Origin of the sequence: Flavobacterium cupriresistens, assembly GCF_020911925.1 — a bacterium.
Taxonomy (GTDB): domain Bacteria; phylum Bacteroidota; class Bacteroidia; order Flavobacteriales; family Flavobacteriaceae; genus Flavobacterium; species Flavobacterium cupriresistens.
This window is the reverse complement of record NZ_CP087134.1, coordinates 1,801,739-1,822,451: the sequence shown is the minus strand read 5'-3', so window position 1 is coordinate 1,822,451 and position 20,713 is coordinate 1,801,739. Positions and strand designations below refer to the sequence as shown.

Below are 20,713 nucleotides of genomic sequence, written 5' to 3'. Positions count from 1 at the left end.
CTTATTTTATTTCTGATTTAATTTTTTCCATATACCACTCCGGCTGATCGTACATAACAAAATGAGCCGCCTTTTCTGCATAATAAATTTTAACAGACGGCAGATTTTCATACTGCGCTGTATACGTTTTTTGAACTGTACTAAGATCCGGATTTGTGGCAGCTAAAATTACAACCGGAATTTTTATTTTGGCAATTTCTTTTCTCAAATCTAAATTAAGCATATCAATGTAACCGTACACAAAAGTTTTTCTATCGGCAACATTCATCCATTCGTTGATTGTTTTTTGCTTTTCTTTGTTTAGACACATGTATGGAGTCGACTGCGCATTCATCGCTTTAAACGCATTTTGATCCATAGCCAACATCATTTTGCTTTGTGGATTGTTATAAGGAATCACATCTCCTTTGTAATTCGGAATCATCAATGCCGCACTTGCAGGTAAAGCATCGACAATAATTACTTCTTTGAACAGATTCGTTTCTTCTGCTGCTAACCACAAACTTAAAGTTCCTCCCAAACTATGACCTATTAAGGTGGCTTTTTTTAGTTTGTTGGTTTTTACATAAGATACAACTTCGTTTTTTATCGTAGAGAGCCAAGGGGTCTCTATTGGAGGAACATTACCAAATCCCGCAAAAGTAAATATGTGACATTCGTTGGTTTTAGAAAGTTCAGCTACCGTCTCCTTCCAAACTTCTCCCGTACAACCAAAACCAGGGAACAATAAAACAGGGGCTCCTTTCCCTTTTACTTCTACCTTAAAGGCAGTTTGAGAAAAAACAGTTTTAGAAATAAGAAGCATGCATACGATAAGTAAAATTGATTTAGTTTTCATAATGTTTAGTTTTTTAAAGGTTTTCCTTTTGATGCAGTGCTATAGTATTTGTTACATCGAAAAAGTAGTTTTTTCAAAAAAAAGTGACACTAAAAAACAATTCTTGCAAATCAAGTCTGAAAACATACTTTCTCTTTGAAATTTTTAACCATATAAGTTATGTAAGTCCATTTTAGAGTTGGCTTTGTATTCCTTGTCTTTACTTTGGATTTGAAAAAATGTTAAACTACTAAAAGGAATTTTGGATCAAGTGCAAAAGTTGGGGATTAAATAAAAAGTATACTTAAACCATGTAAGTGATTTAAGTTCATTTTAGATTTACTTTAAACTACTTGCCGAAAAAAGATCAAATCTGAAAGCCGTGGGGAAATAAAAACTTCGCTAAATGCCCGTTTAAATTTTATTTGGAAGAATTTTAAATCCGTTTTAATCTGTGTCTTCGTGATAACGAATCTGTTCCATCCCTGTCTGAAATTAAATTGCAACAGCTGTAGACAATCATTTTGTAAAACTTGACGCGGATGATGTGGATTTGCAATAGCAAAAACGCTGACAAAAACGGATTTTTTATATTGAAAAGCAATATGATCGATTAAGATGGAGTGCTTTTATTTTTTACGCCTTTTTGCCCAATTCCTAACTTTTGCACCCGATCCGACTTTTTATCCTAATAAAAAACGCAAAGTCCGCAAAGCTATAACTAAACTTTGCGGACTTTGCGTTTTTCCTTTGCGACCCTTGCGGTTAAAAAAGAGCAAATCTTATATCATGCTCACTAATAAAACTTGTGTAAAACAAAAGAGACTGTCTTTTCAGACAGTCTCTTTAAAATATTTTTAGTGGTGTAAAACTTCTTCACCTTCTTTCATTGGTACATTTTGAGGAACAAAATCTACATCGTGATTCGGGTTACTGTAGTCATATGGCCAACGGTATACATGAGGAATTTCTCCTGGCCAGTTACCGTGGATGTGTTCTACAGGAGTAGTCCACTCTAATGTTGTAGATTTCCATGGATTCTGAACTGCTTTCTTACCGTAGAAAATACTGCTAAAGAAGTTGTATAAAAATACTAATTGGAATACTCCTCCAACAAGAGCAAATGTTGTAATCAATACATTCACATTTTGTAAATCGTCAAATAATGGGAAGTTTGTATTGGTATAATAACGTCTTGGTAAACCAGCTAATCCAATAAAGTGCATTGGGAAGAATACTCCGTAAGCACAAACTGCTGTAATCCAAAAGTGAATATAACCTAAGTTTTTGTTTAACATTCTTCCGTACATTTTAGGGAACCAGTGGTAAATACCAGCAAACATTCCGTAAAGTGCAGAGATACCCATTACTAAGTGAAAGTGAGCAATTACAAAATATGTATCGTGAACGTTAATATCTAAAGTACTATCTCCTAAAATAATTCCAGTTAAACCTCCAGTGATGAAAGTAGAAACCATTCCAATAGAGAATAACATTGCAGGGTTGAATTGTAAGTTACCTTTCCATAAAGTTGTAATCCAGTTAAATGCTTTTACAGCAGAAGGAATTGCAATCAATAAAGTAGTAAAAGTAAATACAGATCCTAAGAAAGGATTCATACCTGAAATAAACATGTGGTGACCCCAAACAATTGTAGATAAAAAGGCAATTGCAAGAACTGACATAATCATCGCTCTGTATCCGAAGATTGGTTTACGAGAGTTCGTAGCCATAATTTCAGAAACAAGTCCCATTGCAGGTAAAATTACAATATATACCTCAGGGTGTCCTAAGAACCAGAATAAGTGCTCAAACAAAACCGGAGAACCTCCTTGGTAATGTAAAACCTCTCCTGCGATATAAATATCAGACAAGAAGAATGAAGTTCCGAAACTTCTATCAAAAATCAATAATAATGCTGCAGATAACAATACCGGGAATGAAATAACACCAATAATAGCTGTTACGAAAAATGTCCAGATTGTAAGAGGAAGTCTTGTCATAGACATTCCTTTAGTTCTTAAGTTGATAACCGTTACAATGTAGTTCAAAGATCCCATTAAAGAAGATGCAATGAAGATCGCCATTGAAACTAACCATAAAGTCATACCTGTACCTGATCCCGGGATCGCTTGTGGTAAAGCACTTAAAGGTGGGTAAATTGTCCAACCTGCAGAAGCTGGTCCAGCTTCAACAAATAAAGAAGACAACATTATTACAGCAGATAAGAAAAACAACCAGTATGAAATCATATTCATAAATCCGGAAGCCATATCTCTTGCTCCAATTTGAAGCGGAATAAGTAAGTTACTAAACGTTCCACTCAAACCTGCCGTCAGTACAAAGAATACCATGATGGTACCGTGAATTGTAACTAAAGCCAAATAAATATCATTAGCCATTACACCGTCCGGTGCAAATTTATCTCCTAATAAAACATTAAATATTTTAAAAGACTCTTCCGGCCAAGCCAATTGCATTCTGAAAAGCAATGACATTGCAATACCGATAATCCCCATAATAATACCTGTAATCAAGTATTGTTTGGCAATCATTTTGTGATCAATACTAAATATATATTTGGTAATGAAAGTGTCCTTATGGTGATGTTCGTGCTCGTGATCGTGTTCGTGTCCGTGATCGTGTGCTTCTGCTGACATATATGTATACTTTAAATTTTCTTAATAAATATTATTTCGTAGCCACTTTAGCAATAACCGCTTTTACAGTATCAATAACTGCTTTTACTGTATCTTTTGCTGTACTATCTGTAGTGTTTGCTTTAGCACCTTCCGCAGGTTTTTCAGCAGCGGCAGCCGCTTTAATATCCTGAGATAAAGTTGTTTTTTCGCTTAACCATTTTTTATAATCTTCAGGAGTATCAACTACCACTTTCATTTGCATGTTGTAGTGTGAAGCTCCACAAATTTTATTACACAATAATAAATAATCAAATGTATAAGGATCTAGAGCGGTACCACCTTTAGCAACTAACTCAAGGCTTTTTTCAGCTCTAAGTTTGTTGATGTGTGCTACTTTTTCAACCATAAATGGCAACTCTCTGTATTCAGCAGTAGTATAAGTAGGAACGAATGCAAATTCAGTAACCATTCCCGGTACACAGTTCATCTGCGCTCTAAAGTGAGGCATGTAAGCGGAGTGTAATACGTCTTGTGAACGCATTTTGAAATGTACTTTTTTACCTTTTGGAATATGCAATTCACTTACAATAATATCATCTTCAGAATTTTTATCTGACATATCAACACCTAAAGTATTAATACCTTCGATCAAACGAACGTTTGCTTTTCCTAAAGTATTATCGTTTCCGGCATATCTTGCTGTCCATTTAAACTGTTGAGCATATAATTCAATTTCAATAACATCTTCATCTTTATCAACAAACATAATGTTGTTCCAAGCATACAATCCGTAAAGGATTAAACAAGCTAAAACTACAGATGGAATAATACTCCACATTGCCTCTAATTTGTTACTGTCAGCAAAAAACAATGCTTTTCTATCTTTATGTCCTCTGTTTTTAAAAGAAAACCAGTATAATAAACCTTGTGTAATAGCCTGAACTATAAAAATTAAAACCCAAGTAATGTTCATTAAACTATCTACTAAAATACCATGCTCAGAAGCAGGTGTATGAAGTGCTAAATTACCCCATTTTAGTAAACCGTATATCGTAAATATATAGATGAAAGCTAAAAAGCCAAACATAATATATCCTTGAATATTATTATCATTATCAGATGCAACCTGAGAATCGTCAGAAGAAGCTCCTACTTGAGTAAGATCAAATATTCTGGTCAATTGCCATAATGCAACTGCTAATAAAACTAAAACTATAATTACCAACAAACTTGTCATCTGTTTATCTCTTTAAATATTAATAATGAAAATGTTTACTTTCTTCTATGAAAGGATTTCTTTTTGCTAACAAAGGAGATTTAGTCAATGCAGTAAATACAGCAAAAATAAACAAACCTAAGAAGAAAAGAATAGATGCAATTTCAGAAACTCCAATAAACCATTTATCTCCAACAGTACCAGGCATAATCATATTAAAGAAATCAAGGTAGTGACCTAATAAGATTACAACACCAGCCATTACGATAACCCAGCTTAGACGTTTGAAATCAGTATTAATTAATATTAACAATGGGAAAACAAAGTTCATAACAACAGCTCCAAAGAAAGGAAGGTTGTATAATTGGATTCTTGTTACGAAATACGTTACCTCTTCAGGAATATTAGCGTACCAGATCAACATGAATTGAGAGAACCATAAGTAGGTCCAGAATACACTGATACCAAACATAAATTTAGCTAAATCGTGAATGTGACTTGTATTTACAAATTCTAAGTATCCTTTAGATTTTAAGTATATAGTAACTAAAGCGATTGTAGTAATACCACTTACAAAGAAAGAAGCGAATACATACCAACCAAACAAAGTACTGAACCAGTGTGGGTCAAATGACATAATCCAATCCCAAGACATGATAGACTCAGATACGATAAAGAAAACTAAAAATCCCGCAGAATAGTTGAAATTCTTTTTGTAGTACAAATCATCATTGGCTTCGTCTTGAGCTAAACAGTTTTTTCTAGAATAGTAACGGTATAAGTTCCATCCTAATAAAAAGATACCTGCTCTAACGATCCAGAAAGGAAAGTTTAAATAACCTGCTTTACCTGCTATAATAGCATCGTAATTCTCGCTCTTAGGATCCGTTACTCCTTCTCCTAACCATACGAAAATATGATTAAAGTGAAGTCCGCATAAAACTAAAATTATAAAGAAAACTACAGAACCTACAGGTAAGTAAGCTGTTATTCCTTGCATAACTCTGAATAAAACCGGAGACCATCCTGCTTGTGCCACTTGTTGGATAGCATAAAATGCTAAAACTCCCATAGAAAGCAACAAGAAGAAAATAGCCGCAACATATAATGCTGACCAAGGTTTGTTTTGCAATTGGTGCAATACGTGTTTTAAATGTTTTTCATGCTCACCGGCACCATCAACTTTAGCATGCTCCCCACCTTCGTGTGAATCATGTGAAGCTTTTGCAACTTCAGGAGAAGCTACTAGAGCTTCTGCGTGTGCAGTATCTGCGTGAGCATCATGTGCTGCTTCTGTAGCTTCATGACCTGCAACTTCAGGAGAAGCTGCGGGAGTTTCTACGTGTGCTGTACCTTCGTGTGAATCATGTGAAGCTGCTGTAGCTTCGTGACCTGCAGCCTCATGAGAAGCTGCCGGAGCTTCTGCATGTGCAGCACCATGAGAACCATGTGCATCTGCAGCTAGTATTTTTTCAACTTCTTGAATATCTTTAGGCGCACTTAAAAAACCATACCCAATCCCTAATAAACCAACGGCCATTAGGATGATAGAAAAAGTTTTTAATTTACTTGAAAATGTATACATATCTATTACGATCAGTTTGTTCAACAATTATAATTGGCTTTTTAGTTTCAGAACATAGTCAGCAACTAACCAACGTTCGTGGGCACTTAATTGATTTGCATGTGAACCCATTGCATTTAAACCATAAGTTTCAACGTGAAAGATACTTCCTTCTGTGATAACTCTGTCTTTATAGCTAGGTACTCCAAGAAATTTTTCTCTTTCAACCAATTTACCTTTACCGTTTCCAGTTGCACCGTGACAACTGATACAGTAAATTTCGAAAAGCTCTTTTCCTTTTTCAGAACTTCTTTCTGCTTCAGTCAAAGGTGATTTTAAATTTGCTTTCGCCAATTCATAACCAGCCGTTGAATTCTCATACTCGTAAGGTTCAAAACCTCTATTGATAGTTCCTTCTACAGGAAGCTGTCCTTCTTTTCCTCCTTTAAATATTTTTGCCTCTGTATATGGCTCGTAAGCCACAGACTCATACATATTAGGGAAATACTGATAGTTTGGTGCCGAATTATTGTGGCATGATGAAACTAAAATAGTTATACCAACTAAAAGTGTTATTTTATATATCCTTTTCATAGCTACAATTAATTCTTTTCAATTACTTTAACTTCAACTGCTCCTGTACCTTCGAAAAAAGAAACTAGTTCTGCTTCGTTATCGTTTACAGCAACTTCCATTAAAAAATGGTCATCTGTTGTTCTTACATCAGGATTTTCAGCTTCTTTAAATGGCCATAATCTACTTCTCATATAAAAAGTAATAACCATTAAGTGGGCAGCAAAAAATACAGTCATCTCAAACATAATAGGCACAAATGCCGGCATATTTTGAATGAAACTGAAACTTGGTTTTCCACCAATATCTTGTGGCCAGTCATGAATCATAATATAACTCATCATTGTTGTTGCAACAGAGATACCAACACAACCGTATAAGAAAGCACAAATTGCTAATCTAGTTGGTGCTAATCCCATAGCTTTATCCAATCCGTGAACTGGGAATGGAGTAAAAACTTCTTCAATATGATGATGTGCAGCTCTGGTTTTCTTTACTGCATCCATCAAAATATCATCGTCATTATAAATGGCGTATATTACTTTATTACTCATGATGTGAATCTTTATTTGCTGCTCTTTCTCTAATATAATTATCTCCTGTTCCTTTCAAAATTGTTTTCACCTCTGCCTGAGCAATTACAGGGAATGTTCTAGAGTATAATAAAAACAATACGAAGAAGAAACCAATTGTTCCGATGAAAATTCCAATATCAACAAATGTTGGTGAGAACATTGTCCAAGAAGATGGAAGGTAATCTCTATGTAAAGAAGTAACAATAATTACGAATCTTTCAAACCACATTCCGATGTTTACTACAATCGAAATAATAAATGAAAACATGATACTTGTTCTTAGTTTTTTGAACCACATAAATTGCGGAGAGAAAACGTTACAAGTCATCATTGACCAATATGCCCACCAGTAAGGTCCGGTAGCTCTGTTTAAGAACGCATATTGCTCATATTCTACACCTGAATACCAAGCTACAAATAACTCAGTGATGTAAGCAACCCCAACGATAGAACCTGTAATCATGATTACAATATTCATTAATTCGATATGTTGAAGTGTAATATAAGCTTCCAAGTTTGAAACTTTTCTCATAATGATCAACAAGGTGTTTACCATTGCAAATCCTGAGAATACCGCTCCAGCAACGAAGTATGGAGGGAAAATTGTAGTATGCCATCCTGGAATTACAGAAGTAGCAAAGTCCATAGATACAATAGTGTGTACAGAAAGTACAAGTGGCGTAGCTAATCCTGCAAGTACCAAAGATACTTCTTCAAAACGTTGCCAGTCTTTTGCTCTACCACTCCATCCAAAACTTAGGATAGAATATACTCTTTTATGGAAAGGTGTTATTGCTCTATCACGTAGCATTGCAAAGTCAGGTAACAATCCAGTCCACCAGAATACTAATGATACCGAAAGGTACGTTGAGATTGCGAATACGTCCCAAAGTAGCGGTGAGTTAAAGTTTACCCATAATGATCCAAATTGATTTGGAATAGGTAAAACCCAGTATGCTAACCATGGACGACCCATGTGAATAATTGGAAATAAACCTGCCTGAACTACTGAGAAGATAGTCATAGCTTCTGCAGAACGGTTAATCGCCATTCTCCAACGCTGACGGAAAAGTAATAATACGGCAGAAATCAATGTTCCTGCGTGACCAATACCAACCCACCAAACGAAGTTAGTGATATCCCAGGCCCAACCAACTGTTTTATTTAATCCCCATGTTCCGATACCGGTAGATACAGTGTAAATAATACAACCTAATCCCCAAAGGAAGGCCGTTAATGCGATTGTAAATACAATCCACCAATGTTTATTTGCTTTACCTTCAACAGGTGCAGCTACATCTACTGTTACATCGTGATAAGATTTATCACCTATAACTAAAGGTTTTCTAATGGGTGCTTCGTAATGAGACGACATAATCCTTTATATTGTTTCTAATTAATAATTATTTTTTACTAAACGTTTCTAACTTTAACATGATAGAAAACGTTTGGTTTTGTACCAACATGCTCTAATAAGTGATACATTCTTTCACTTTCAGCAAGTTTAGCAACTTCACTTTCTTTATCATTAACATCTCCAAAAACCATTGCTCCAGAAGAACAAGCAGCTGAACATGCACAAGTATTATTGAATTCATCTTTCGCTACTACTCTTCCTTCACGTTTAGCTTGAAGAATAACCGCTTGTGTACTTTGAATACAGAAAGAACATTTTTCCATTACTCCACGAGAACGAACGTTTACGTCTGGGTTTAATACCATACGACCTAAGTCATCATTCATGTGGTAATCGAATTCACTGTTTTTGTTGTACAAGAACCAGTTGAAACGACGTACTTTATAAGGACAGTTGTTTGCACAGTAACGAGTACCAACACATCTATTATAAGCCATATGGTTTTGACCTTGACGACCGTGAGAAGTCGCAGCAACAGGACAAACCGTTTCACATGGTGCGTGGTTACAGTGTTGACACATTACCGGTTGGAAAGCCACTTGCGGGTTATCCCCTGGTTTTTCCATTTCGTTAAATGTAGACAATGAACTAGATAAACCAGCTATATTTTCTTTTCTTTCGTTATCACCTTCAAAAGTACTTTCAGAAGAATAGTATCTGTCAATACGCAACCAGTGCATATCACGACTTCTTCTTACCTCTGCTTTACCTACAACCGGTACGTTGTTTTCAGCATGACAAGCAATAACACATGCTCCACATCCAGTACAAGCATTTAAGTCGATAGAAAGATTAAAGTGATGTCCTGTAGAACGATCAAATGACTCCCATAAATCAACTGTTGTAGCTTCAACTTCTTCGTGATCTAAAGATACCATTGGTTGTGGATTCCAATGTTCTGCATCTTCAGTATTAAATACCTTAAGAGTAGTTTCCTTAATAATATCTCCTCTACCCATTAATGTTTTCTGACCTTGAACACAAGCAAACTCATGCTCTCCATTTGCCTTAGCAATAGAGATAGTCTGAACACTATTAAAGTTTTTATATAAAGCGTAAGCGTTTAAACCTACTTGCATTTCTTCTTTTAAAGCCGCTTTACGTCCGTAACCTACAGCCATACCAACTGTACCAACAGCTTGTCCTGGTTGAACAATTACAGGAACATTTTCCAACTTAACACCATCACCTGTTGTAATTGTAGCATAACTACCATTCAAACCACCATTGGCAACGATTTCATTTGTTAAACCTAATTTCTTAGCATCTGCATTCGAAACGGTAACATAGTTATCCCAAGAAACTCTTGTGATTGGATCCGGAAACTCTTGCAACCAAGGGTTGTTCGCTTGTTGTCCGTCACCCATACCCGTTTTAGTGTACAATACTAATTCGAAGTCACCGGCTGCTTTTGATTTAGAAACTGCGGTTGCAGCTGCATTATAATCAAATGAACCAGCAGCTAAAGCAGATGATCCCATTACAAAAACACCATCATGTAAAACTTTGTTCCAAGAAGAACCTACAACAACACCAGCTGAATTAGCTTTGATGTAATCATAGAAAGTTCCGGAAATTCCGTTTAACGATAATAAAACGTCTTGAAATTGTTTTGTATTAAATATAGGACGGATAGTTGGCTGAGTCAAACTATACGTTCCTTTTGTTATCATAACATCACCCCATGCTTCTAAGTAGTGAGCAACAGGAGCAGCAATCTTAACAATAGAAGCTGTTTCGTCTTCTTTTAAAGAAAAAGCAACAGACGTATCTACTTTTTTCAATCCCGAAACAAAAGCAGCAGAATCAGCTAATGTGTAAACCGGGTTAACACCACTCATAATTAAAGTATGAACACTACCTGCATTCATATCTTTGATCAACTGAGCAACAACTGCATTAGAACCTTTTCTAATTTGTCTTGTTCCAGCAGTACTAAAAGCTTCACTAGCCAACACTTGGTTGATAGCTAAAACTAATAACTGAGCATTTTTATCTTCAATTCCAGATACCAAGACTCCTTTTGATCCGGCAGCTTTTAATTGCTGAGCAGCTTTCACTACTTCAGCTTTCACTGTAGGATCCAAAGTAACTCCAATAGAAGCACCTGCAATAACATTATATATTTGAACTAAAGCTTGTTTCTGATTTTCAACTGTCATCGAAATACGCTTATCAGCAGCAGCTCCGGACAATGTCATGTTAGATTCGAACTGGAAATGACGAGACATTTTTCCGTTTTGAGGAATACGTCCTTTTGCATATCCTGAATCGTATCCACCACCTTGCCAATCTCCTAAGAAATCAGCTCCAACAGCAACAATTAAAGAAGCTTTTGAGAAATCATAATCAACTAAAGCTCTTTCACCGTAAACTGTTTCGAATGCATCTAAAGCATCTGATGAAGAAACTGCATCATAAACCACATGCTTAGCATTTGGATTTTTAGCAATAAAATCAGCAATTAATTTTTCAGTAGACGGACTCGCCAAAGTATTTGTCAACAATACCACTTGACCTCCTTTAGCTTTCGCAGCAGCAATCCCTGATTTGATTCTTAAATCAACAGCAGACCAGCTACTATTTTTTCCATCCAATTTAGGTTCTTTCAAACGCATACTGTCATATAACGACAAGATAGACGCGTGAATTCTTGCATTGGCTGAAAACTTAGCTCCGGAAATAGTATTGTTTTCAATTTTAATTGGACGACCTTCACGAGTTTTCACTAAAAGGTTAGCAAAATCAAAACCATCAAAAACAGTAGTTGCATAATAATCTGCAACACCAGGAATGATTTGTTCTGGTTGTAACACATAAGGTATAGACTTGTGAACAGGGCCTTCGCAAGCTGCTAGCGTTACGGCTGCAGTACTAAACCCTACGTACTTTAAAAAGTCACGACGTGAAGTTCCAGATGAAGCTAATGCATCAGCATTACCTAAGAATTCATCTGTTGGAATTTCTTCAACAAATTCGTTATTTCTAAGCGCCTCAACAATAGAACTATTTTCTAGTTCCTCAACACTTTTCCAGTATTTTTTGTTTGATGACATTGTATATAAATATTAAAATCTTAATAATTCGATTAATAGTGGCATTTACCGCATTCTAAACCTCCCATTTGCGCTGCAGTCAATTTCTCTACACCGTATTTTTTAGAAAGTTCAGCATGAATTTTATCATAGTAAGCATTTCCTTCCATCTTAACATCAGTTTTTCTATGGCAATCAACGCACCATCCCATTGTTAATTTAGAGTATTGCTTCATGATTTCAAATTCTTGTACTGGTCCATGACAAGTTTGACACTCAACACCTGCAACAGAAACGTGCTGTGAGTGATTGAAATACACAAAATCAGGTAAATTATGAATACGAACCCATTTTACTGGTTGTGTTTTTCCGGTATAAGCTTGTTTCGCTTTATCCCATCCAACTGCATCATATAATTTTTGAATTTGAGCATCGTAGAAAGCCTTGCTGTACTCAGGAGTAGCAGTAGTTTCAGCAACTTCAGAAATGTTTTTATGACAGTTCATACAAACATTCAAAGAAGGAATACCAGCTGTTTTACTCACACGAGCAGCAGAGTGACAATATTTACAATTGATCTCATTATCACCTGCGTGAATTTTATGAGAATAATGTATTGGCTGAATTGGCTCATAATTCTGATCAACACCTACCTGCATCAGGTAACCGTATACAAAATAACCACTTGCCAATAGCAAAAATATAGAAGTTACTAAAACCAAGAATTGATTTCTGGCAAATGCTTTCCAGATTGGAGTTCTTGCTTCTTTTGGAGCTACTACAATACCATTATTACTTGCTACTTTAGTTAATACTTTGTTCACCATGAACAACATCACAACCAAGATAGCCATCACAAGAGCAAGAGCACCTAAAATAATATTATTTGAAATTCCGCTTCCTTCAACATTTGTCCCAGGAGGCGTGGCAGCTCCACCAGGACCAGGAGCTGGCTCAGCTTTCTTTTCAGAAGTATACGCTAAAATATTATCAATATCACCTTCTGATAATTGAGGAAAAGAAGTCATTACAGACTTGTTGTTTTCTTCAAAAAGTTTTACTGCTACAGCATCACCTGACTTAATCATGTCAGAACTGTTGTGCACCCACTTGTAAATCCAAGCTTTATCATGCTTATCGGCAACTCCCCTCAAAGCGGGACCTGTAGATTTGGCATCTAATTTGTGACATGCAGCGCAATTTGCATTAAAAAGTTCTTTCCCTTTTACTGGATCACCACCTGCAGTTGCAGCCGGAGCAGCAGCTTCAGGCGCTGCAGGAGCAGCAGCATCTTGAGCAAATGAAGTTAGGGAGAAAATCAGCGTTAGCGATAAGCTAAGCATTAATTTTCTTGAGATCGAATTATGGTTACCCACCTTTTTCATATAGTATAAAATTATCTACTAATTTTTTGGTATGATTTTTTCTGTAACAAAAACAGCAAAAACCGAACACCTTCTTTTAAAACTTGCACAAAAATACGACTTATGAACTATTCTCAAAACCTTAAAATACCCTTAAATACCAATTTATATCAATTCTAAATAAAATTAAAATTTTCCACACAAACATTAAATACTATTTTTGCATAAAAACTATCACATTATGAGAATTTTAACTCCCTCCAAAAGAGTCTACCTAACACTAACAATGATCACTTTAGCTTATAACATTAATGCTCAAGACCAAAATTTAACCTTAAATCAGGACCCAAAATTTGAGCAATTACTGAACGACAAACGAAAAATTAACACATCAATAAGTACAAACGACACCTATAGAATTCAAATTTTTAGTGGCAAAAGTGATGAGGCTAAAAAAACACTTACAGATTTCAAGAAAGAATATAACACTATTGACGGAACGATAATTTTCAACACGCCAAACTACAAGGTAATCGTTGGAAATTTCAAAACAAAAATTGAAGCCGAACGCAATTTGGCAGAGATCAAAAAACGATACAAAAGTGTCTTTTTAATCAAACCGGGAAGATAGTAACAGCTAAACAGAAAAAACAAGAAGCCGTCTCAATACAAATTTGAGACGGTTTTTTTATTGGATAATATTTTGATATTTATTGTCTTAATTCTGAGTACAGAAAAAAATTGCCCTTATGCTGCAATTTTCTTTCTTAAGTTGTGACCTAAAGCCATTAATCCGAACTCTAATTCAACTTTTTGAAGTCCTTTTAAAGAAAATCGTCTAAATCCATTATTATGTTTGAGTTGAGCAAATACAGGCTCTACATCGGCAGAGCGTTGTTTTCTTCTTTGTATCCCTATTTCGCTGAGCAGTAATTCTCTTGCTTGTTGTTTATGCCTTTCAAGGTTGTGGTTTCGCTCTATGCTTCTGTTGCCTTTGGCTTTAAAACATTGTCCTCGCAAGAGACAGCCTTCACAGTTTTTGGCTTGATAATGGGATAAGGTCTGAGTATATCCCGCTGCCGTTTTTTTCTCATTCTCATGGGTTTTATGCATTTTCTGTCCCATTGGACATATATAATAGTCTTCTTCCTGATTGTAATATAGATTCTCCTTGCTAAAAGTCTTGTGTTTCTTTTGGTAGTTTTGATCCTGTTCTTTTTCAAAAGTATTATATTTCACAAAAGCCGTTAGCTTTTTTTTCTCCAGATAATCGTAGTTTTCTTCACTTCCATAACCTGCGTCTGTAGTGATCTCTTGTATCTTTTTAAACACTTTTTTGCCGAAGGTCTGCTCCAAATTTTCCAAGTGGGGCTTGAGTGTTTTGGTATCGGTTGGATTTTGATGGATGGTATAGTGAACGATGATCTGGTTTTGTGTAGATATCTGAGTATTATAAGCTGGCTTGAGCTGTCCGTTTAACATATGGTCTTCTTTCATACGCATAAAAGTAGCCTGGGTATCGGTTTTGCTGTAACTGTTTCTTTCTCCTAGAATAGCTTGCTGCTTTTCATATTTTTCTAAGTTAGCAGTAAAATTATTTTTAATATAACGCAATTTGGCTTTTGCTTTGGAGCTAGCCTTTCCATTGCCAGAGAGTTTGGCATCTATTTCAGCTACAGTTTTCTCGATTACTTCTTTGCTGATTTCCTTGAACTCAGTTGGTTCCGGGTTGGGGCCGTCTTCATTATCAATACTTTGGGCATAGTTCCATAATTCTTCCAGCTGAGTCAGCATTTTGGCTTTGTTGGTTTTGATACTGTTGCCCCAGACAAAAGTGTACCTGCCGGCCTGAGCTTCTATCTTTGTTCCGTCTGTATAGATTTGTTTTAGATTGATGAGTCCTTCTGATGCTAACATCAAAACGACCTGTTTGAAGATCTCTTTAAAATTCTCTTTAAGCTTATCACTTCTAAAACGGTTAATAGTATTGTGATCTACAATAGTCATCGAAGTTAGCCACATAAAATTAATATTCTCGCGAAGTGCCAGTTCTATCTTTCGAGAAGAGTATACATTGGTCATATAGGCATACAACATCACTTTGAGAAGCATCTTTGGATGATAACCTGGATTGCCTTCTTTGCTGTAGGCTTTTAAAAGAGGCTGGATGTTAATTGATTCCACAACCTGATCCACTATTCGAACAGGATGTTTCTCTGGAATTAAATCGTCAAACGAATAAGGTAAAAGTATCGTTTGCTGTTGGTCATAATGTTTAAATCTCATCTTTAATCAGCTATTAATCACTGATTAAATTTACAAAATTGCTCCTAAAAAAACAAACTGCAAAAAAAGCTGCCTCTAGTATTGAGACAGCTTCTTTCTTTATAATCAAAAACGGATCTTATAGACTGCAGAATAGTCTCTTTTATTTCAAATTATTAAGCTCGTCTTGCATTCGATCATGCATCACTCCTTTCGGCACACAATCAAATAGAGGTCTTAAATCCATTATTAAATAAAAATCTATGATAGCTTCCTTTTTATTATACATATCGATGTAATCTGCCTCTACTGATGAATAAGGAAAAATAACTGCTTCCATATTAAAAGAATTCTTTGGCGGATTTCGGGCATTGTAAGAGTATTCCCCTTACATCTGTTATGTAAAATTCAAAACAACCATCTGTCATCTGCGCATTACTTAGTGATTTACCTGTTCTTAGATCAAAAATATGCCCAAGGATTGTAACACTTTTTCCTTCTTTCAGCAAAGTATCAACGGTTTCTGCTTTACTTTCGAATAAACCTTTAGTCACAGTATAAGCACCTTTGTTATTGGTCGACATAGTTTCTTTTTTGAAGAAGAACATCCAACCAGAACCAAAATAAGCAACCTAAAATAGTTTTACATTTCTTCATAATAAAAATAATCAACAAGCTGCCTTTTTACCCTTTTCGGCTTTTGACTTTCCTTTCATATCTATACCATGTAACCCGATGTTAACGGTATCGGAAATTCTTTTTCTTTCCACTTCAGGCAGACTGCCGTTTCTTCAAGACCACCCCAAGCCATATCTTGGCAAAACTGATTCTCTAATTCATATCCTTCACTAAGACCATAAAGTTTGTAAAGCAGCATCTACTAAACTTACAGCTTCAGTAATTTCAGCATGTTTCCTTGGTTCAAAGAATATCTTTTACCCCATATTTCTATCATTATTGGATAAATTACATTTCGTATACAAACTATTGTCAAATGGGTGTGAATTGACTCCTGTTGCATTGTTTTTTACCCAAGACAACTCCGTAGCATTAGAAATAAAGAAACACCAAACACTGCTCTAATACCTCTCGTTTCGTTATAGAAACCAGCTAATGCATGTCCGGGAACATCAGGACTTGTCAATCCTTGCTCCATGGTCGAACTATTATTCTGTGATCTTATAAATTGATAACTCATCCTTAAGCATGGATCATTTCCAAGAAGCAGAACAGATCTGCTACGACCAGATATGATAACCTTCCTTAACGGTATAGAATCCGTTACACCAGCCTGCTCCAGATCATAAACCCCGGAAACAGTCCCTTCATCAATTTTAAAACCACTCAGCATCTCACCTTCCAGATTCGTAGTGACATTGGCAATGTTTAATTTAGTAGTTGTATTCGTTAAATCAATTTGCTCTAATAATATCCGATCAATTTTCAAATTACTACACAATAAGTATTTTCTGATAATCAATATATAAACGAGGGACAAAAAAATTATATGTATCACAAAATCGGCAAAATCGGCAAAATCAACACAATCATCATACATCATTAAACAAAAAAAGTCTCAATTTTCATTGAGACTTTAAAATATAAAGGATCCTTTCAAACCAAAAAACAAAATTAGTTGACTACCCTAATTCCATCAGCCAAAAAACGAATTTCCTCTTTTGGAGCCGTAATAGCATCTATTTCCGATTGTGCTTTTTTAGCATCTTTTGCATAATGTTTCAGTTCTTCCACCGAGGTTATTTTCTTCTCAGCAACACCTTCTAAAACAACATTTTTACCTTTCAGACTGGTTGGCACAAAAAAAGCATACTCTTTCATTTTTACAAAAAAGGGAGAGCCGTCTTCTGTTTTAATGGTCAACCAACATCCTCTTTTTTCGCAGACATCAGTCACCAACCCTTTCACAGCAACATTTTCAACCTTTTTCGTATTCTTTAATCCGCTTTCGAGTTTCTCAACCGAGATAGCTTTGCCCTCAGACACTTTAGAAACATTAGCTCCATAATAATCCCCAACTAAAGCATTGCCTGCCGGTGGAGCTTTTTTTTCTACAGCTTCCTGCGAAAAGCACAAGCTGGAAAGACACAAAGAAAGTAGTACTGAATATAGTAATGGTTTCATAGTTAAATAATTTTAGTTAAAAATAACACTAAAATCTGACATAAGGCAAGTATTATTTTAAGTAAAAACCAACTTCAAAAACCGGATTTCTCTTCGGTAAACGCCAAAAAAAAAGTCCCAACAAAAGTTGGGACCTTAAACTATAAGTATTGAATTTTATTTCAATTTCTTTTTGATTGCTACCTCATGGTAAGCTTCAATAACATCTCTTTCTTCGATATCATTGTATCCTTTAATCTGGATACCACAATCGTAACCTTTAGAAACTTCTCTTACATCATCTTTGAAACGTTTCAATGCTACAAGTTCACCTGTATGCACTACTACACCTTCTCTGATAACTCTAATTTTAGAAGTTCTCATGATCTTACCATCCATCACCATACATCCTGCAATAGAACCAACTTTAGAAATTTTGAAAATCTCACGGATTTCTGCAGTTCCTAAAATCTCTTCTTTCATCTCAGGAGCTAACATTCCTTCCATCGCATCTTTCAAGTCATCGATAGCAGCGTAGATAATAGAGTAGTAACGGATATCGATTTCTTCTTTATCTGCAAGTTGTCTCGCATTTCCAGCAGGACGAACGTTAAATCCAATAATGATCGCATCAGAAGCAGAAGCCAACATAACGTCAGTCTCTGTAATTGCTCCAACACCTTTATGAATAATGTTAATTTGAATTTCTTCTGTAGAAAGTTTAGAGAACGAATCTGATAATGCTTCAACAGATCCATCAACGTCTCCTTTAAGGATTACGTTCAATTCTTTAAACTGACCAAGAGCAATACGACGACCAATCTCATCAAGAGTAATATGACGTTGTGTACGTACCGATTGTTCACGCATTAATTGAGAACGTTTAGAGGCAATTTGTTTTGCTTCTTTTTCGTCTTCAAAAACGTTGAATTTATCACCGGCAGTAGCCGCACCATCTAAACCTAAAACAGAAACCGGAGTTGAAGGACCTGCTTGTAAAACAATATGTCCTCTTTCATCATGCATTGCTTTAATCTTACCGTGGTGTTTACCAGCCAACATATAATCTCCTACTTTTAAAGTTCCGTGTTGAACTAAAATGGTAGAAACGTATCCTTTTCCTTTATCTAAGAAAGCTTCTACTACAGTTCCCTGCGCTGCTTTGTTAGGATTAGATTTTAAATCTAAAATTTCTGCTTCTAATAAAACTTTTTCTAATAGTTCTTTTACTCCTGTTCCTACTTTTGCAGAAATATCATGTGATTGAATTTTTCCACCCCAGTCTTCAACAAGTAAATTCATACTAGCCAAACGTTCCTTGATCTTCTCAACGTTCGCATTTGGTTTATCAATTTTATTGATTGCAAATATAATTGGTACTCCCGCAGCTTGTGCGTGAGAAATTGCTTCTTTTGTTTGTGGCATGATATCATCATCTGCCGCCACTACGATAATCGCGATATCGGTAACTTGAGCTCCACGTGCACGCATCGCGGTAAACGCCTCGTGACCCGGTGTATCTAAGAATGCGATTTTCTGACCATTATCAAGAGTTACTCCATAAGCTCCAATGTGCTGTGTAATACCTCCCGACTCACCAGCGATAACATTTTCTTTACGGATATAATCCAGTAAAGAGGTTTTACCGTGATCGACGTGACCCATTACTGTAACAATCGGCGCTCTTGTAACTAAATCTTCTTCTTTATCTTCAACAACTTCTATAGCCTCTTCGATATCAACTGTGATAAACTCAACTTCGTAACCGAATTCATCAGCCACAATAGTTAATGTTTCAGCATCCAAACGTTGGTTCATGGTAACCATGATTCCAAGTGACATACAAGTTCCAATTACTTTGGTAATCGGCACATCCATCATGATTGCAATTTCACCTACTGTAACGAATTCTGTAACTTTAATCGTTTTACTTCCTTCGTCGATAGCTCTTTGCTCATCATCAGATTTCTGACGGTGCGTTTCTCTTTTATCTCTTCTGTATTTAGCAGCTTTCGATTTTCCACCTTTCCCTTGAAGTTTTTCAAGAGTCTCTCTAATTTGGTTTTTTACTTCCTCTTCAGTAGGCTCTACTTTAGCTACAATTGCAGGACGGTTTCCTTTTACGAAACCAGGTCTAGCACTTCTGTTAGCATTAAAACCTCCTCCACCAGTATTTGGTGTAATTTTATTAGGATTTGGTGTTCCTGGTGCATTACCTGTTGCAGGTTTTGGTGCTCCCGGTGTACCTGGCTTAGGTGCAATTCTTTTACGCTTATTTTTGTTAGCGTTATTTCCTGCACCCGGAGCTCCCGGTTTATTAGGCGTTATTTTCGGATCTTCTTTCTTCTTCTTAGGTTTGTTAAATTGAGATAAATCAATTGTCTGACCTGTAAGTGTCGTTCCTGATAACTTTTGATATTGAGTAGTGATTGTCTCTTCTGCAGTTGAAGGATCCGTTGATATAATCGGTTCCTGAGCTACTTTCGGAGCTTCCACTTTCACTTCTTTCACTTCTTTTTTCTCTGTAATAATAGGTTTTTCAACTTTGTTCTCAGAAACTACAGGAGGAGCCACTACTAATGGCTCAGGCTGTACTATTTCTTTTTCTTTCTGAACAGGTTTTTCCTCTTGAGATGGAGTAGCAACAACAACTTTAGGTTCTTCAGCTTTCACTGGTTCCTCTGAAGGAGCAGAAACAATTGCAGGTTTCTCAGGTTTTTTTGGATTCAAATCAATTTTACCCACTTGAACAGGTCCTGTCACAACAGCTCTCGCTTTAATGATCTCTTGTTGTTTTTGACGCTCTTCGTCTTGTCTGCGTTTGTCTTCAATTTCTTTCTCACGCTCTACACGTAATGCTTCTTTCTCTTTTCTCTTCTCTTCTCCTACCTCTTTAGAAGCTTCCTTATTCCCCTTATCGCCCGCAAATTGGCTTTGTAGGATATTAAATTCGCTATCAGAAATTTTTGCATTCGGATTTGCGTCAATAGCAATTCCCTTATCTTTTAGATAATCAACAGCTCTTTCTAACGAAATATTTAATTCCCTTAAAACCTTGTTTATTCTTATTACTCTCTCTTCAGACATATAACCTTTTTATTATTACCTTTTTCGTTGTGTTGTT

General features: G+C 35.9%; 17 protein-coding genes. 1 reads left to right on the top strand and 16 read right to left on the bottom strand.

Features of this window, described 5'->3' with window-relative positions; genetic code table 11:
* Position 1: 1 nt before the first annotated feature.
* The 9 genes from LNP23_RS08105 to LNP23_RS08065 form a co-directional block, all read right to left on the bottom strand.
* Positions 2-838, bottom strand: coding sequence for an alpha/beta fold hydrolase (locus tag LNP23_RS08105; protein WP_230004524.1), 837 nt, complete (start codon positions 836-838; stop codon positions 2-4).
* 836 nt (positions 839-1,674) lie between these two features.
* On the bottom strand, positions 1,675-3,477 hold the full coding sequence (locus tag LNP23_RS08100) for a cytochrome c oxidase subunit I (protein WP_230004523.1): 1,803 nt from the start codon (positions 3,475-3,477) through the stop codon (positions 1,675-1,677).
* A gap of 31 nt (positions 3,478-3,508) precedes the next feature.
* Positions 3,509-4,696, bottom strand: coding sequence for a cytochrome c oxidase subunit II (locus LNP23_RS08095; protein ID WP_047773095.1), 1,188 nt, complete (start codon positions 4,694-4,696; stop codon positions 3,509-3,511).
* 19 nt (positions 4,697-4,715) lie between these two features.
* On the bottom strand, positions 4,716-6,260 hold the full coding sequence (locus LNP23_RS08090; protein ID WP_230004522.1) for a cation-translocating P-type ATPase: 1,545 nt from the start codon (positions 6,258-6,260) through the stop codon (positions 4,716-4,718).
* 27 nt (positions 6,261-6,287) lie between these two features.
* Entirely contained in the window at positions 6,288-6,833 is a 546-nt protein-coding gene (locus tag LNP23_RS08085; protein WP_047773093.1) for a c-type cytochrome, read from the bottom strand.
* Positions 6,834-6,841: 8 nt separating this feature from the next.
* A complete protein-coding gene (locus LNP23_RS08080; RefSeq protein WP_041516373.1) occupies positions 6,842-7,366 on the bottom strand; it encodes a DUF3341 domain-containing protein in 525 nt (174 codons plus the stop codon).
* Positions 7,359-8,762 carry an NrfD/PsrC family molybdoenzyme membrane anchor subunit gene (gene nrfD, locus LNP23_RS08075; protein ID WP_047773090.1) on the bottom strand — a complete coding sequence of 468 codons (1,404 nt, stop codon included), beginning with the start codon at positions 8,760-8,762 and terminating at the stop codon, positions 7,359-7,361. The genes LNP23_RS08080 and nrfD overlap by 8 nt, the downstream gene beginning before the upstream one ends.
* Positions 8,763-8,800: 38 nt before the next feature.
* Positions 8,801-11,860 (bottom strand): TAT-variant-translocated molybdopterin oxidoreductase, encoded by a 3,060-nt coding sequence (locus LNP23_RS08070; RefSeq protein ID WP_230004521.1) that lies wholly within the window; start codon positions 11,858-11,860, stop codon positions 8,801-8,803.
* 32 nt (positions 11,861-11,892) lie between these two features.
* The gene (locus LNP23_RS08065) at positions 11,893-13,224 is read right to left on the bottom strand and encodes a c-type cytochrome (protein ID WP_230004520.1); all 1,332 of its coding nucleotides are present in this window, start codon (positions 13,222-13,224) and stop codon (positions 11,893-11,895) included.
* Positions 13,225-13,444: 220 nt separating this feature from the next.
* On the opposite strand from LNP23_RS08065, the gene LNP23_RS08060 reads away from it, so the two are divergent.
* Positions 13,445-13,834 carry an SPOR domain-containing protein gene (locus LNP23_RS08060; RefSeq protein WP_047773085.1) on the top strand — a complete coding sequence of 130 codons (390 nt, stop codon included), beginning with the start codon at positions 13,445-13,447 and terminating at the stop codon, positions 13,832-13,834.
* Positions 13,835-13,950: 116 nt separating this feature from the next.
* On the opposite strand, the gene LNP23_RS08055 is transcribed toward LNP23_RS08060, so the two are convergent.
* From LNP23_RS08055 to infB, 7 genes are all read right to left on the bottom strand, one after another.
* The gene (locus LNP23_RS08055; RefSeq protein WP_230004249.1) at positions 13,951-15,489 is read right to left on the bottom strand and encodes an IS1182 family transposase; all 1,539 of its coding nucleotides are present in this window, start codon (positions 15,487-15,489) and stop codon (positions 13,951-13,953) included.
* A 142-nt stretch (positions 15,490-15,631) separates the two neighbouring features.
* Positions 15,632-15,808 (bottom strand): hypothetical protein, encoded by a 177-nt coding sequence (locus tag LNP23_RS08050; RefSeq protein WP_230004519.1) that lies wholly within the window; start codon positions 15,806-15,808, stop codon positions 15,632-15,634.
* Position 15,809: 1 nt separating this feature from the next.
* Entirely contained in the window at positions 15,810-16,052 is a 243-nt protein-coding gene (locus LNP23_RS08045) for a hypothetical protein (RefSeq protein ID WP_230004518.1), read from the bottom strand.
* A gap of 134 nt (positions 16,053-16,186) precedes the next feature.
* A complete protein-coding gene (locus tag LNP23_RS08040) occupies positions 16,187-16,345 on the bottom strand; it encodes a hypothetical protein (protein WP_230004517.1) in 159 nt (52 codons plus the stop codon).
* Between the two features lie 150 nt (positions 16,346-16,495).
* Positions 16,496-17,029 (bottom strand): hypothetical protein, encoded by a 534-nt coding sequence (locus LNP23_RS08035; protein WP_230004516.1) that lies wholly within the window; start codon positions 17,027-17,029, stop codon positions 16,496-16,498.
* 71 nt (positions 17,030-17,100) lie between these two features.
* Positions 17,101-17,610 (bottom strand): DUF4920 domain-containing protein, encoded by a 510-nt coding sequence (locus LNP23_RS08030; protein ID WP_047773080.1) that lies wholly within the window; start codon positions 17,608-17,610, stop codon positions 17,101-17,103.
* A gap of 156 nt (positions 17,611-17,766) precedes the next feature.
* Positions 17,767-20,676 carry a translation initiation factor IF-2 gene (infB, locus tag LNP23_RS08025; protein WP_230004515.1) on the bottom strand — a complete coding sequence of 970 codons (2,910 nt, stop codon included), beginning with the start codon at positions 20,674-20,676 and terminating at the stop codon, positions 17,767-17,769.
* Positions 20,677-20,713: the final 37 nt, after the last annotated feature.